A 14084-nucleotide genomic window follows, 5' to 3' on the forward strand; every position below is an offset into this window, starting at 1 on the left:
TCATCCCCCACTTTCTCCGCGTAGCATGTCGGGCCTGTCCTGGCTTCCCAGGCGCCAGCTCTTTCGGTGATACTCGCTGGCACCCGTGGCGTCGATCGCCGCGCGATGCGCGTGTGTCGCGTACCCCTTGTTCCCGTCCCAGCCGAAGGCAGGGTAGGAGGCGGCCAGGGAGACCATCAGCGCGTCCCGTTCGACTTTCGCGAGCACGCTCGCGGCCGCGACGCTCAGGCACTTCAGGTCCGCCTTGATCCGGGTGCTCACCGGCGCGGTGCAGCCCGCCGGTTCCACGGGGACCGCCCCGTCGCCGTCGGTCTCGAACAGCGCGCCCTGCGACCGGGCGGACAGCCAGTCGTGGTTCCCGTCCAGGATGACCGCGTCGGGCGTCACGGTCCCGAGGACAGCGGACCAGGCCCGGCTGCCGGCGGCACGCAGGGCGGCCATGAGGCCGTGTGCGTCGATCTCGGCCGCCGAGGCATGGCCGACGGCGGATGCGACGGACCAGCGGCGGATGCGCGGCACGAGGGCCTCGCGCTCCGCGGGCAGGAGGAGCTTGCTGTCGCGCACTCCGCGGAGGCCGGCCGCCGCGTCAAGGTCGACGACGACGATGCCGACCGACACCGGCCCGGCCAGGGCTCCGCGACCCACCTCGTCGCAGCCGGCGATGTACCGGTGTCCGTCGACGGCGAAGGACCTCTCGAAGCTCAGGTCGGGAGCTGCGGAGCGCCGTGTGCGGCGTGCCGTCATGATCCTGCAGGAGCGGGCTGAGCCGCGGTCTCCGGATCAGGGACACCGTCGAAGACGTCCGGGTGGTTCCCGAGGAAGCCGATGCGGTTGAGCGGCCACGCGATGACGGCCGCCTTCCCCTCGATGTCCTCGACGTCCACGAAGCCCTCACCGCGCTTGTCGGTGTTGGCGCGGGAGTCCGCGGAGGCGTTGCGGTGATCCCCCATCACCCAGATCCTGCCCTCGGGCACGACGACGTCGAACGGGAGGTCCGACGGGTTCGCTCCCGGGAAGAGGTAGGGCTCGTCGAGGGGCTCGCCGTTGACGGTGATCCGGCCCTCGGCGTCGCAGCAGATGACGTGGTCGCCGGGCAGCCCGATGACGCGCTTCACGAGGTGCTGCTGCGACTCGTCGGGAGCGAGCCCGATGAAGATCAGTGCCTCCTTGAACCAGCTGACCTGCGTCTCGGCCTGGGGTGGCAGCCAGTCCTTGGTGTCCCGGAAGACCACGATGTCCCCGCGCTGGAGGTCGAACGGTTGCGGCACGAGCTGGTTCACGAAGATGCGGTCGTCGATCTCGAGGGTCTCCTCCATGGAGCCCGACGGGATGAAGAACGCCCTGAACAGGAAGGTCTTGATGAGGAAGGACAGAACGAGCGCGATCACGACGATCGTCGCGATCTCCTTCAGCCAGGCTCCGAATCCGCGGTCGGCGTCCTTCGTGCCGCGCTTGTGGCCGGTGAACCCGGCATCCGCGCTGGTGTCGCCGGCGTCGGCGTCCGCGCCGACTGCCTGTGCGGGCGATGCCTCTGGCCCTGAGGGCGACTTCCTGCGGAAGCTCCGTGCCATGTGCTGATGTCCTCTGTGGTCTTGAAATCCGGCGGCCACCCACCGGATACGGTCTTGCCGGTGCGGCACCCGTGCCGCTGCGTACTCGACTCAGCCCACCCGGCGTTCGATCGGCGCGAACCGGTCGAGTGGCCAGACTAGCTGAAGGGCCCGTCCGATGATGCGATCGGACGCGACGAGCCCTCCACCCGGCGCGCCGAGCAGGGACCGGGAGTCCATCGAGGCGGACCGGTGGTCTCCGAGGAGCCACACCCGCCCCTCGGGGACGACGACGTCGAAGGCGGGATCGCTCGGGGGATCCCCCGGGTAGACGTACGGCTCGTCGATCTCGTTCCCGTTGACCGTGAGCCGCCCGTCGTCGGCGCAGCACACCACGTGGTCGCCGCCCACACCGATGACGCGCTTGACGTAGACGGTGTCGCTGCCCTCGAGCCCGAGCCACTGACCTGCGCCGGCGACGAGCCGCTGGGGAAGGCTGCGCGGGTCGGTGATCGGATCGAACGAACCACGTCCGTCGAAGACGACGACATCCCCGCGCTGCACCCCGGCCGTATCCGCCAGCTTGCTGACGAGCACACGGTCACCTTCGGTGAGCAGCGGCTCCATGGACCCGGACGGGATGAAGTACACGTCGATCAGGAAACCGCGCACGAGCCCCATGACGAGGGCCGCGACGAGAACGGCGGAGAACACGAAACGCCAGCCCGCACAGCGGGACCGGCGTTTCGTGTGCTCTCCGGCCGAGGACCGGGAAGCGGGGGTTTGACGCACCTTCAGGGAGTTACTTGACCGTCTTGGGGTCGCGCTTTTCCTTGATCTTCGCTGCCTTGCCGCGCAGTTCGCGCATGTAGTACAGCTTGGCGCGGCGCACATCGCCCTTCGAGACGACCTCGATCTTGTCGAGGACCGGGCTGTGGACGGGGAACGTACGCTCCACGCCGACACCGAAGCTCACCTTGCGGACCGTGAAGGTCTCGCGGATGCCGTCGCCCTGGCGACCGAGGACGAAGCCCTTGAAGATCTGAACACGGGTGTTCTTGCCTTCGATGATGTTGACGTGGACGTTGACGGTGTCGCCGGCGCGGAAGTCGGGGACGTTGTCGCGGAAGGATCCGGCGTCAACGGAATCGAGAATATGCATATTCTTGCTCCTGGTGAGCGCCACAGGTCACTCACGTGGGTTACAGCGGACAAGGACGGGACGAACAGTCCCGGCAATACCGCCGAAGTAGGATTCCCGGCCGATCCGATGGTTCGGTGGCCGGTGTGGAACTGTTGGCCGGACGCCCCCTGCGGCAGGGCCCGGCCCAGTGGACACAATCTACGATTATTCCACAGCGGTGGTGGCAACTGCTAATGCGGCGGCCGCGTGAGCCTGCCGTCGACGACCTCGAATCCCGCCTCGCGCAGGGCCTTGAGGTCCGCCTTCCCCAGGGCAGGCGCATCGACACCGGCGAGGAGGTCGGGCCGGCGCTCGGCCGTCCTCCGGAACTGCTCGAGGCGCCGCCACTGCGCGATCTTCGCGTGGTTGCCGCTCAGGAGGACCTCGGGGATTCCCCTCCCCCGCCAGGAGGACGGCTTGGTGTAGACCGGGTACTCGAGCAGCCCGTCGGAGTGGGACTCCTCGACGAGGGATTCCGGATTGCCGACCACGCCGGGTATGAGCCTGCCCACGGCCTCGACCATCGCGAGGACGGCCACTTCCCCGCCGTTGAGCACGTAGTCGCCGAGGGAGACCGGGCGGACGTCGAATTCCCCGCCGGCCCAGTCGATGGCGCGCTCGTCGATCCCCTCGTACCGGCCGCAGGCGAAGACCAGGTGCTGCAGCTCGGCGAACTCGTACGCCATCGCCTGGTCGAAGACGGCTCCCGCGGGTGACGGCACGATCAGCGTGGGACGCCGGTCCGCAGCGGGCGCCTGCGACAGCACCGCCTCGAGTGCCTGCGCCCATGGCTCGGGTTTCATGACCATGCCGGCCCCGCCGCCGTAGGGGGTGTCGTCCACCGTCCGGTGGCGGTCGGTGGTGAAGGTGCGGAGGTCGTGCACCTGGATGTCGAGGACGCCGTCCTGCCGGGCTTTGCCGATCAAGGACAGATCGAGTGCGGCGAGGTACTCGGGGAAGATCGAGACGACGTCGATGCGCACTAGCCGCGAGCCTCGCCGGGTGCGACGTCGTCGGGGCCGGATGCGGCGTCGTCGCCGTCGTCGGGAGCCTGGTTCGAGCCCGGGGTGTTCAGGTCGAAGAGTCCTGCCGGCGGGACGATCGTCACGAAGCCGCCCTCCGGGTCGACGTCGGGGACGATCGCGCCGACGAACGGGACGAATGCCTCGTGCCCGTCCGCGAGCTCGACGACCAGGAGGTCCTGGACGGCCATGGTCCGCAGGCCGGTCACCCTGCCCACCGACACGCCGTCGACGCGCGCGTCGAGGCCCACGAGTTCGTGCTCGTACCAGGCGTCGTCATCGTCGTCGCCGGCGTCGTCGGCGTCGATGAAGAGCTGCGCTCCGCGCAGCGTCTCGGCCTGGTTGCGGTCGGGGACCTGCTCGAAGCCGACGATGAGGATGTCCTTGTTCCACCGCGCCTTCACGACGGTCAGCTCGGACACGGAGGCGCCTTCGACACGGAAGGTCCCACCCGGTTCGAAGCGGTCCTCGGGTGCGTCGGTGAACAGCTGGACGGTCACCTCGCCCCGAATGCCGTGGGGCTTCCCGATCCGCGCTACGAGTACTTCCATCGTGGTGCTCCTGCTGGTTGTGCCGCCGGTGATGTGCGGGTGATAGACGATCGGCCCCACCACCAGGTCCTGGTGGTGGGGCCGATCATGATGCGTTCTTGAAGCTCCGGGAACGTCAGCCCCTGCGGCGGTCGGTGTCCACGACGTCGACACGTACGGGCTCACCGTCCGCGAGGGCTGCCACGACGGTACGGAGCGCACGCGCTGTCCGCCCCTGGCGTCCGATCACACGGCCGAGGTCCTCCTGGTGGACCCGGACCTCGAGCGTCTCACCGCGGCGGTTGTTCTTCGCGGACACCCGGACGTCGTCCGGATTGTCGACGATGCCGCGCACGAGGTGCTCCAGAGCTTCGGCGAGCAACTTACTCTGCCTCGGTTGCTTCCGCAGCGGCGTCGTCGTTCTTCTTCGCCTTCGGCGTGATGGCCTCGGGGACGATCACGGAACCCTTCTCGGGTGCGACGAACGACTCCTTGGCTGCCTTGGTCCTCAGGGTGCCTTCCTGGCCCTTGAGTCCCTTGAACTTCTGCCAGTCACCGGTGATCTTCAGCAGGACGGAGACCTGCTCGGTCGGCTGGGCGCCGACTCCCAGCCAGTACTGCGCACGCTCGGAGTTGATCTCGATGAACGAGGGCTCCTCGGTGGGGTTGTACTTGCCGATCTCTTCGAGGGCACGGCCATCACGCTTGGAGCGTGCATCCATGACGACGACACGGTAGAACGGTGCGCGGATCTTGCCCATGCGCTTGAGGCGAATCTTTACGGCCACTTGTGTGGTCACTCCTTGTAAATGAAAAGGGGCGAACCCGTCATCCTGCTCCCGTGGGGCGGGCCATTCAGAGGGGTTCAAAGGACACAATTCACGCACAGAGAGAGGGGCTGTACGGATCGAGTACGAATCCATTGTGCCAGACGGCCGTTCATTAGGCGATTCCGCCGGGCGCGTCGGCCGCGGCGACCCGTAGCCGGTTCCGCCACGGGTCCTCGAAGCGCAGCTCCGCCCCCGTATGGTGGCTCGTGATCCCGGCGTGCGCCAGGCGGTCGGCCAGCGCCCCCACCTCGTCCGCCTCGGGGACGCGGATGAGGACCTCGCCGAGACCGAGGGTGTCCTTCCGGGGCCCGGCGCCCCTGCTGTTCCAGACGTTCATGGCCATGTGGTGGTGGTATCCCCCGGCCGAGACGAAGAGCGCCTGGTCGTGCCAGCCCGCGGTCCGTTCGAATCCCAGGACGTCGACGTAGAAGCGCCGGGCGGTCTCCACGTCGCCCACCTGGAGATGGACATGGCCGACCTCCGCGCCCTTCGCCTCCGGGTGTGCTGCCGCGTCCTCGGTCAGGTGCTTCTCGATGTATTCCCCGGGCGGAAGCGGCAGGCTGTCCATCACCACGGTGCGGTTGCCGCGCTCGTCCCGGGCCCAGTCCCAGGTGTCGCGGGGGCGGTCGAAGTACAGCTCGATCCCGTTGCCCTCCGGATCACTGAAGTAGAACGCCTCGCTCACGAGGTGGTCGGCGCTGCCCGCGAAGGAACTCAGGGGATGCTGCGCCGCGGAGGCGACGACGGCCGCCAGGTCCGCACGATCGGCGAACAGGAGGGCGGTGTGGAACAGGCCGGCCGCTCCGCGCTGCGGCAGGTGCAGGTGGCGCGCGGACTCGAGCCGGACGACCGCGCTCCCCCGACGCCCGAGCACGACGACGTCGGCACCGTCTTCGAGCACCTCGAGTCCGAGGGCGGTCGCGTAGTAGGTGGACATGAGGGCGAGGTCGCCGACCTTGAGCGTCAGCGCCCCCATGGCGGTGTCGGCGGGCAAGAGATCCTGCGTGGGCATCCGGGCTCCTTGGACTGTGGCGAAGGGGAGAGTACGTAGTGCAGGCGACAACTACTTGAAGCTTCAACTTATTCCGCGGGAAGCCGCTCGATCAGGTGTCCGCGCAGGACGACGGACCGGAGCGACGCCAGGGTGCCGAGGTCCTCGCGCGGATCGCGGGAGCAGATCACCGCGTCGGCGCTCGCCCCTTCCTCGATCCCGGGGAATCCCAGCCAGGCCCGGGCCGACCAGCAGGCCGCGTCGAGCGCCGCCGTCGCACCCAGCCCTGCGGCGGCCAGCGCGGCGACCTCGTCGGGGAGCCGGCCGTGGGCTATGACGCTCCCGGCGTCGGTCCCGGCGTACACGGGGATGCCGGCGTCGTGGGCGCGCCGCACCATGTCCTGACGTCCGCCCCACAGACGGCGCATGTGCGCCGCATAGTCCGGGTACCTGCCGGCGGCACTGTCGGCGATCGCGGGGAAGGTGTCGATGTTGACCAGTGTCGGGACGATCGCGACGCCCTGTTCGACGAAGCGGGGAATGTGCCGGGGAAGCATCCCGGTGGCGTGCTCGATGCAGTCGATGCCGGCGTCGAGCATGCCGTCCAGCGTCTCGGCCGCGAAGCAGTGCGCCGTGACACGGGCACCCTCCGCATGGGCGGCGTCGACGGCGTCCTTCAGAGCCTCCGGAGGGAAGGCGGGGGCCAGGTCCCCGATGGAGCGGTCGATCCAGTCCCCCACGATCTTGACCCAGCCATCCCCGCGCCGTGCCTGTTCGGCGACGGCGGCGGCCAGTTCCCCGGGTTCCACCTCGACGGCGTAATCGCGGAAGTAGCGGCGGGTCCGCGCCACATGGCGGCCGGCCCGCACCAGCCGCGGCAGGTCGGTCCGCTGCTGCACCCAGCGCGTGTCGTTGACGACGCCCGCATCCCGGATGAGCAGGGTTCCCGCATCGCGATCCCGGATGGCCTGCTGTTCCGCCAGTTCGTCCGGCACCAGGCCCCGCCGGTCGAGGCCGACATGGCAGTGCGCGTCGACGAGGCCGGGCAGCACCCAGCCCTCCAGGGTCCGGAACGGAGCGCCGGGCGGGCGCGTGAAGGTGAAGAGCCCGTCCTGCACGTACACGTCGGAGACGGAGCGCGACGGCGACAGCAGCACGGTGCCGGTCAGGTGCAGGAACCCGGGCGACGTGCGCTTCATGGCGCGAATCGAGGGGAGCCGGTCACGCGGCCGCCTGGCGGCCTGCCGCACGCAGGAAGGCACGGATCAGCGCGTCGCCCTCCGGGGTGTCGTGCGGGCGGTGGCCGCCGGGCGCGACCCGGTGCACGGCTCCGGTGCCGGCCAGGTACTCGGCGACCTCCTCGTACAGCGGCTCCCAGCCTCCCGTCAGGACGAGGGTCGGGACCCCGGGCACGATCGACAGGGGCGCCTCCCAGGGCGGGCTCTGGAGCCGAAGCCGGGCGGCATCACGACGCGCGTCCTCGGTCGCGGGCAGCCGGGCGTCCGCGGCGGACACGCGCCGCACGAACGAGCGGAGGAACTCGTGGTCCGACAGGGCGTGGCGCTGGGCGAACAGCGGCGCCATCAGCTCGATGTGCGCCTTCGTGGCCGGCAGGTCCGCCGTCAGCGAGAGGCACGCGGGCTCGACGAGCGTGAGTGTGCGGACCAGCTCCGGTCGCTCCACGGCGAGCATCATGGCCGAGACGGCACCGTGGGAATGGGCGACGACATGGCCGCCGTCGCCGAGGGCGTCCGCGATGATCTCCTGGTCGCGCTCATGGTCGGTCGGCTGGGGGTCCGCGTCCGTGGCGAAGCCGTGCCGCCGCAGGTAGAGGCAGTCGAAGTCGAGCGACAGCCCGTGCTGCTTCGGCCAGGCCGCAGCACCGAAGGTGCCGCTGCCATGGACGAAGACCACGCGCTCGAGGTTCAGCACCGCTCCTGCTCCGGCACCCGGCGCGAATCAGCCACCGCTCGTGCTACTTCCCGAGGAACTTCTCGAAGCCCTTGGGCAGGTTCATCGCCGCCGGATCGAAGTCCTGCTGGCCACCGAACGCGGCGCCGGTCGGCGCTGCCGTCCGGGCTGCCGCACGCCGGGCCTCCGCCTCCTGCAGCTCCTGCGCGGCCTTCGCGGGGTTGCCCGAACGCGGCTTCTTCTTGCCCTTGGCAGCAGCGGCCTTGGTCTTGCGCGGACCCCCGAAACCACCCGGACCCGCCATGCCGGGCATCCCGGGGATGCCCCCGCCGGAGGCCATCTTCTTCATCATCTTCTGCGCCTGCGTGAAGCGCTCGAGCAGGCCGTTGACCTCGGAGACGTGCACGCCCGAACCGCGGGCGATCCTGGCGCGGCGGGAGCCGTTGATGATCTTGGGCGCCAGCCGTTCGTGCGGGGTCATCGAACGGACGATCGCCTCGACGCGGTCGATCTCGCGCTCGTCGAAGTTCTCCAGCTGCTCCCGCATGTTGGCCGCACCCGGCATCATCATGAGCATCTTCTTCATGGAGCCCATGTTGCGGATCTGCTGCATCTGGGCGAGGAAGTCGTCGAGGGTGAAGTCCTCCTGGTCGGCGAACTTCTTCGCCATCCTGGCCGCTTCGTCCTTGTCCCAGGACTGCTCCGCCTGCTCGATCAGGGTGAGGATGTCGCCCATGTCGAGGATCCGCGAGGCCATACGGTCCGGGTGGAACAGCTCGAAGTCGCCCAGGCCCTCTCCGGTGGAGGCGAACATGACGGGCTTGCCGGTGACGGAGGCCACCGAGAGGGCGGCACCGCCGCGCGCGTCGCCGTCGAGCTTGGTCAGGACGACGCCGGTGAAGTCCACGCCCTCGTTGAAGGCGAGCGCGGTGTTGACGGCGTCCTGGCCGATCATCGCGTCGATGACGAACAGCACCTCGTCGGGGTTGATGGCGGCACGGATGTCCGCGGCCTGCTGCATGAGCTCGGCGTCCACACCCAGGCGGCCTGCGGTGTCGACGATGACGACGTCGTGGAGGCGTGCGCGGGCTTCGGCGACACCCTGGCGTGCGACGGCGACCGGGTCGCCGGTGGCGGACTCGAACTCGGAGCTGACGCCGGGGTGGGGAGCGTAGACGGGAACGCCTGCACGCTCACCGTTGACCTGGAGCTGCCGGACGGCGTTCGGCCGCTGGAGGTCGCAGGCGACGAGCAGCGGGCTGTGGCCCTGGCCTTTCAGCCATTTGGACAGCTTGCCGGCGAGCGTGGTCTTTCCCGCGCCCTGCAGGCCGGCCAGCATGATGACGGTCGGGGGGGTCTTGGCGAGCCGGATGCGCCGGGTCTCCCCGCCGAGGATCCCGACGAGTTCCTCGTTGACGATCTTGACGACCTGCTGGCCCGGGTTCAGCGCCTGGGACACCTCGAGGCCGAGGGCTCGCTCCTTGATGGCAGCCGTGAAGGCCCGCACCACGGGGACGGCGACGTCGGCGTCGAGCAGGGCGCGCCTGATCTCGCGGACCGTGGCGTCGATGTCCGCCTCGGTGAGGCGGCCCTTGCCGCGGAGGTTCTTGAAGGTCGCAGTCAGCCGGTCGGAGAGTGAATTGAACACGTGCCGTGGACTTCTTTCATCAGGAAGTAGAGAGACTCAACTCCCTAGGGTATCAACTGGGGGTGGCGGCGGGACCGGGTGCACCATCACGGCCTCCTCCCGGGCGCCGCGCGCGCAACTGTCGACGCATCCGCCGCGTGCAGGACACACGCGGGGATAAGTGGCAAGGTGAAGAGGTGGATACTCACTCGCTCGCAGAACACGACACCATTCCCGCCGTGGCCGATACCCGCGTGAAGACGCTGCTGATCCTGGGCGCCTCGGGCGACCTCACGGGGCGCCTGCTGCTCCCAGGGCTCGCACGGCTGATCCGCCTCGGGCGCGCCGACGGGCTGAAGCTCGTGGGAGCAGGATCCGACGACTGGACCGACGAGCAGTGGCGCGAACGCATCGACGGCGCCTTCGCCGCAGCGCTGGAGAAGGCGGACGACGCCGGCCGGGCCTCGCTCGAGCAGGTGCGGAACGACAGCTCCTACCACTTCATCGACGTGACGCAGGACGGCCTGGCCGGCCTCGTCCGGACACTCGACGGACCGGTGGCGATCTACTTCGCACTGCCCCCGTCCGTCAGCCAGAAGGCGTGCAGCGCCCTGGGTCCGAACTCCCTGCCGAAGAGCACCCGCCTGGTCATGGAGAAGCCGTTCGGCACGGACCAGGCCAGCGCACACAGCCTCAACGACAAGCTGGCGAAGCTGGTCCCGGAGCAGAACATCCACCGCGTGGACCACTTCCTCGGCAAGGCGACCGTCTTCAACATCCTCGGCCTGCGCTTCGCCAACCGTATCCTCGAGCCGGTGTGGAACAACCTCCACATCGAGAAGGTCGAGGTGATCTTCGACGAGGACCTCGCCCTCGAGAACCGCGCGCGCTACTACGACGGCGCCGGCGCCCTGCGCGACATGATCCAGAGCCATCTGCTCCACGTCATGGCGTTGCTGGCGCTGAATGCACCGTCGACCCTGCATGAACGGGACCTCCGGGACCATATCGGGTCGATCCTGCGGGCCAGCACGGTGGACCTCGATGCGCCGGGCAGCAGTCGTCGCGCGCGCTACACGGCGGGCGTGATCGGGGATCGGCAGATCCCGGACTACGCCGCCGAGCCCGGGGTCGATGCCTCGAAGGGTACCGAGACCCTCGCCGAGGTCACGGTGTCGATCAACAACGAGCGCTGGTCCGGTGTCCCGTTCGTCCTGCGGTCCGGCAAGGCGCTGGGGGCCAAGCGCAAGGAGGCCGTGATCACCTTCCGGCCCGTCAGCCACCTGCCCGTGGGGTTCACGGGCCAGGATGCGCCGACCAAGCTGCGGATCGGATTCGGTCCGGACACGCTGCAGCTCGAACTCGACGTCAACGGCCCGGGCGACATCTTCTCCCTCGACCGGGCGACCCTGAGCGCCGACCTGAACCAGACGGACCTCCTGCCGTACGGCGAGGTCCTCGACGGCGTGCTCGCCGGCGATCCGACGCTCTCCGTCCGCGGAGACACGGCCGAGGACTGCTGGCGGATCGTGGAACCGGTGCTCAAGGCCTGGTCGGAGGACCGGGTTCCGCTCGAGGAGTACGGAGCGGGCTCGGTGGGGCCCGAGGCCTGGCCCTCCTCGCACGGCCATAAGGGCTGAGGCGCAGGAGGTTCGGCGAGGCGGGTGCTCACCCGCTCAGGCCACTGCACCGGCCAGTAGCTCCTCGAGCTGCTCGTAGGCCTCGGAGAGCCCGCCCTCCATCCCGGACTGCGCCATGCCGTCCCGCGCCTCCATGCTCGGATAGACGGCGTGGGCGCTGAGCCGCGTCCTGCCGTCGGCCAGCTCCTCGAAGGTCATGAACTCGATGCTGACGACGTCCGGATAGCCGTCGTACTCGAAGGTCTGGATCGCGAAATCGTTCTCCCGGACGGTGTGGAAACCTCCGCTGAACACATGGTCGACGCCGTCCGGGCCGGTGTGCGTGTAGCGATAGGTCCCGCCGGTCCGGAAGTCGTAGTGGTCGATGCCGAGCCGGACGCGCCGGGGGCCCAGCCACTGGGCGACGAGGTCGGGGTCCGAGTAGGCGTGGAAGACCTCCGCCACGGGGAAGTCGAACTCCCGTTCGAAGTCGATGAAGGGCAGCCCCTCCGGGACGGTGAGTTTCAGTGCATTGCTCATGACGGGTCCTTTGCCTGCGGGCCGCGTGCCATGGCCTGGGTGTGGAGCACGGCGTCGAGGCCGCGGAACTGCTCCTCGCGGACCAGCCGGTACTGGTCGATCCACGCGGTGAGCGCCTCCAGTCGTGCGGGGTTCAGGTGGACGGGCCGGCGCTGGGCGTCGCGCGTGCGCGTGACGAGCCCGGCCTGCTCGAGGACCTGGATGTGCTTCGAGATCGCCTGTTTGGTGATCGAGAAGGGTTCCGCCAGTTCGTTGACCGTGGCCGGCCCCCGGCTGAGCCGGGCGATGATGCGGCGGCGGACGGGATCGGCAAGCGCCAGGAAGGCGATGTCGAGGCGCTCGTCGTCGGCCACGGGAACTCTCCTGATCTTCGGCCGTCGCCTTGATCAACCTTTGGGTTGATCAACCGATCGGTTGTTCAAGGATAGGCCCCTGCCCCAGGGACGGCAAGGGGCGGACTCCCTCTGCTTCACTTCGTGGCCAGGACCGCCGGGCAGCAGGACGCCCGGCCGGGTGTCCCGGCCGGGCGTCCTGCGTCGTGCAGTGTGAAAGAGGCTTCCCTACAGGGCCGCGTCCCCGCGTTCCCCGGTGCGGACCCGGACGGCCTCCTCGACGGGGATCACCCAGACCTTGCCGTCCCCGGCACGGCCGGTGTTGGCCGTGGAGACCAGGACGTCGACGATGTCGGTGACCCAGGCGTCCGCGACGAGGACCTCGACGCGCGCCTTCTGCAGGAGGTCCACCGTGTACTCGGCCCCCCGGTAGACCTCGGTGTGCCCGCGCTGGCGGCCGTAGCCGCTCGCCTGGCTGACGGTGAGGCCCTGCACGCCGTAGTTCTCCAGGGCGCCCCTGACGCCGTCGAGCTTGTCCGGGCGAACGATTGCTGTGACCAGTTTCATGAATGTACGCCCTCCGTGACGCTCTGCTGGGTGGTCTGTGGCTGCGCGGTCTTCTGCTGCGCGAACATCTGCTCCGCGAACGGGTGGAAGGATCCGCCCACTCCCAGGCCGCCGAACTCGTAGGCGGTCTCGGCGTGCTCCGAGAGGTCCACGCCGGACACCTCGTTGTCGGCGCTGACCCGGAATCCGATGGTCTTGTGGATGGCGAGCCCGATGATCGCGGTCATGACGGCGGACAGGGCGATCGCGATGGCGGCTGCCACGATCTGTGCGACGAGCTGCCCTGCGTCACCACCGTAGAAGAGTCCGCCACCCTCGCCGTCGACCGGCAGCATGATGAAGCCGATGGACAGGGTGCCGAGGATGCCGGCGACGAGGTGCACCGCGACGACGTCGAGCGAGTCGTCGAACCCGAGGCGGTACTTGAGGCCGACGGCCAGGGCGCAGACGGCACCGGAGACGAGGCCGAGGCACACGGCACCGACGGGGCTGACATTGGCGCAGGCCGGGGTGATGGCCACGAGGCCCGCCACGATGCCGGACGCTGCTCCGAGGGATGTGGGGCGACCGTCACGGATGCGCTCGGTCATGAGCCAGCCGACCATCGCCGCCGCGGGGGCCGCCATCGTGTTGATCCAGATGAGGCCGGCCTCCTCTGCCGTTCCCGCTGCCCCGCCGTTGAAGCCGAACCAGCCGAACCAAAGGAGCGCGGCACCGAGCATCACGATCGGGATGTTGTGGGGCCGCTGGGCCGGATCCTTGCCGAACCCCTGGCGCTTGCCGAGGATCAGGGCGAGGACCAGGGCGGCGACGCCGGCACTGATGTGCACGACGGTGCCTCCTGCGAAGTCGATCGCTTCGCCGACAGCTCCGCCCACGGCGCCGTCAGCGCTGAGGAGTCCGCCGCCCCACACCATGTAGGCGAGGGGGCAGTAGACCGCGGTGACCCAGATGGGGACGAAGACCACCCACGCGCCGAACTTGGCGCGGTCGGCGATGGCACCGCTGATGAGGGCGACCGTGATGATGGCGAAGGTCGCACCGTACCCTGCACCGATGAGGTCCTCGGTGCCGAGGAGGTCCGTCAGGCCGAAGGAGGTGAAGGGGTTTCCGAAGAGCTGTGCGACGCCGTCCCCGCCGGTCATCGAGTAGCCCCAGAGGACCCACACGACTCCCACGAGACCGACGGCGATGAAGCTCATCATCATCATGTTCAGGGCGGCCTTGGCGCGGGTCATGCCGCCGTAGAAGAAGGCGAGGCCGGGGGTCATGAGGAGTACGAGGGCGGCTGAGATCATCACCCAGACGTGACCTGCTGTCAGATCCATCAAACACGATCCTTCCAAAGGGGGCGGGGACTTCCCGCTCCTCCAGAATGCGAT

General features: G+C 69.1%; 17 protein-coding genes. 1 reads left to right on the forward strand and 16 read right to left on the reverse strand.

Annotated features, from left to right (window positions below):
- The 12 genes from ACIQCY_RS09950 to ffh all read right to left on the reverse strand — a co-directional run bounded on the left by ACIQCY_RS09950 (position 1) and on the right by ffh (position 9665).
- Positions 1 to 744 carry a ribonuclease HII gene (locus tag ACIQCY_RS09950; protein ID WP_400483728.1) on the reverse strand — a complete coding sequence of 248 codons (744 nt, stop codon included), beginning with the start codon at positions 742 to 744 and terminating at the stop codon, positions 1 to 3.
- A complete protein-coding gene (gene lepB, locus ACIQCY_RS09955) occupies positions 741 to 1571 on the reverse strand; it encodes a signal peptidase I (RefSeq protein ID WP_400483729.1) in 831 nt (276 codons plus the stop codon). The genes ACIQCY_RS09950 and lepB (ACIQCY_RS09955) overlap by 4 nt, the downstream gene beginning before the upstream one ends.
- Before the next feature lie 90 nt (positions 1572 to 1661).
- A complete protein-coding gene (gene lepB, locus ACIQCY_RS09960) occupies positions 1662 to 2264 on the reverse strand; it encodes a signal peptidase I (RefSeq protein ID WP_400483730.1) in 603 nt (200 codons plus the stop codon).
- Positions 2265 to 2352: 88 nt separating this feature from the next.
- Positions 2353 to 2712, reverse strand: coding sequence for a 50S ribosomal protein L19 (gene rplS, locus ACIQCY_RS09965; RefSeq protein ID WP_055773319.1), 360 nt, complete (start codon positions 2710 to 2712; stop codon positions 2353 to 2355).
- 212 nt (positions 2713 to 2924) lie between these two features.
- Complete coding sequence (trmD, locus tag ACIQCY_RS09970; RefSeq protein ID WP_400483731.1) at positions 2925 to 3716, reverse strand: tRNA (guanosine(37)-N1)-methyltransferase TrmD; 792 nt, start codon at positions 3714 to 3716, stop codon at positions 2925 to 2927.
- Positions 3716 to 4306 carry a ribosome maturation factor RimM gene (gene rimM, locus ACIQCY_RS09975; protein ID WP_400483732.1) on the reverse strand — a complete coding sequence of 197 codons (591 nt, stop codon included), beginning with the start codon at positions 4304 to 4306 and terminating at the stop codon, positions 3716 to 3718. The genes trmD and rimM overlap by 1 nt, the downstream gene beginning before the upstream one ends.
- A 115-nt stretch (positions 4307 to 4421) precedes the next feature.
- Positions 4422 to 4667, reverse strand: coding sequence for an RNA-binding protein (locus ACIQCY_RS09980; RefSeq protein WP_104118497.1), 246 nt, complete (start codon positions 4665 to 4667; stop codon positions 4422 to 4424).
- A gap of 1 nt (position 4668) precedes the next feature.
- Positions 4669 to 5073, reverse strand: a complete 405-nt coding sequence (gene rpsP, locus ACIQCY_RS09985) for a 30S ribosomal protein S16 (protein WP_104118496.1) — start codon at positions 5071 to 5073, stop codon at positions 4669 to 4671.
- Positions 5074 to 5227: 154 nt separating this feature from the next.
- On the reverse strand, positions 5228 to 6127 hold the full coding sequence (locus ACIQCY_RS09990) for a VOC family protein (RefSeq protein ID WP_400483733.1): 900 nt from the start codon (positions 6125 to 6127) through the stop codon (positions 5228 to 5230).
- 68 nt (positions 6128 to 6195) lie between these two features.
- Positions 6196 to 7305, reverse strand: coding sequence for an amidohydrolase family protein (locus ACIQCY_RS09995; protein ID WP_400483734.1), 1110 nt, complete (start codon positions 7303 to 7305; stop codon positions 6196 to 6198).
- A gap of 22 nt (positions 7306 to 7327) precedes the next feature.
- Positions 7328 to 8035, reverse strand: a complete 708-nt coding sequence (locus ACIQCY_RS10000; protein ID WP_400483806.1) for an alpha/beta fold hydrolase — start codon at positions 8033 to 8035, stop codon at positions 7328 to 7330.
- Positions 8036 to 8081: 46 nt separating this feature from the next.
- Positions 8082 to 9665 carry a signal recognition particle protein gene (gene ffh, locus ACIQCY_RS10005; protein WP_400483735.1) on the reverse strand — a complete coding sequence of 528 codons (1584 nt, stop codon included), beginning with the start codon at positions 9663 to 9665 and terminating at the stop codon, positions 8082 to 8084.
- Positions 9666 to 9841: 176 nt separating this feature from the next.
- Here ffh and ACIQCY_RS10010 point away from each other — a divergent pair, with 176 nt between their 5' ends.
- Positions 9842 to 11284: a glucose-6-phosphate dehydrogenase gene (locus ACIQCY_RS10010; RefSeq protein ID WP_400483736.1), complete on the forward strand. Its 1443-nt coding sequence runs from the start codon at positions 9842 to 9844 to the stop codon at positions 11282 to 11284.
- Between the two features lie 36 nt (positions 11285 to 11320).
- Here the strand turns inward: ACIQCY_RS10010 and ACIQCY_RS10015 are convergent, their stop codons facing one another.
- The 4 genes from ACIQCY_RS10015 to ACIQCY_RS10030 all read right to left on the reverse strand — a co-directional run bounded on the left by ACIQCY_RS10015 (position 11321) and on the right by ACIQCY_RS10030 (position 14030).
- Positions 11321 to 11803: an SRPBCC family protein gene (locus ACIQCY_RS10015; RefSeq protein ID WP_400483737.1), complete on the reverse strand. Its 483-nt coding sequence runs from the start codon at positions 11801 to 11803 to the stop codon at positions 11321 to 11323.
- On the reverse strand, positions 11800 to 12156 hold the full coding sequence (locus ACIQCY_RS10020) for an ArsR/SmtB family transcription factor (protein ID WP_400483738.1): 357 nt from the start codon (positions 12154 to 12156) through the stop codon (positions 11800 to 11802). The genes ACIQCY_RS10015 and ACIQCY_RS10020 overlap by 4 nt, the downstream gene beginning before the upstream one ends.
- A 207-nt stretch (positions 12157 to 12363) precedes the next feature.
- The gene (locus ACIQCY_RS10025; protein ID WP_055773303.1) at positions 12364 to 12702 is read right to left on the reverse strand and encodes a P-II family nitrogen regulator; all 339 of its coding nucleotides are present in this window, start codon (positions 12700 to 12702) and stop codon (positions 12364 to 12366) included.
- Positions 12699 to 14030, reverse strand: a complete 1332-nt coding sequence (locus tag ACIQCY_RS10030; RefSeq protein WP_400483739.1) for an ammonium transporter — start codon at positions 14028 to 14030, stop codon at positions 12699 to 12701. Before ACIQCY_RS10030 ends, ACIQCY_RS10025 begins: the two co-directional genes overlap by 4 nt.
- Positions 14031 to 14084: the final 54 nt, after the last annotated feature.

Origin of the sequence: Arthrobacter sp. NPDC092385 (assembly GCF_044755105.1) — a bacterium.
GTDB lineage: Bacteria > Actinomycetota > Actinomycetes > Actinomycetales > Micrococcaceae > Arthrobacter_D.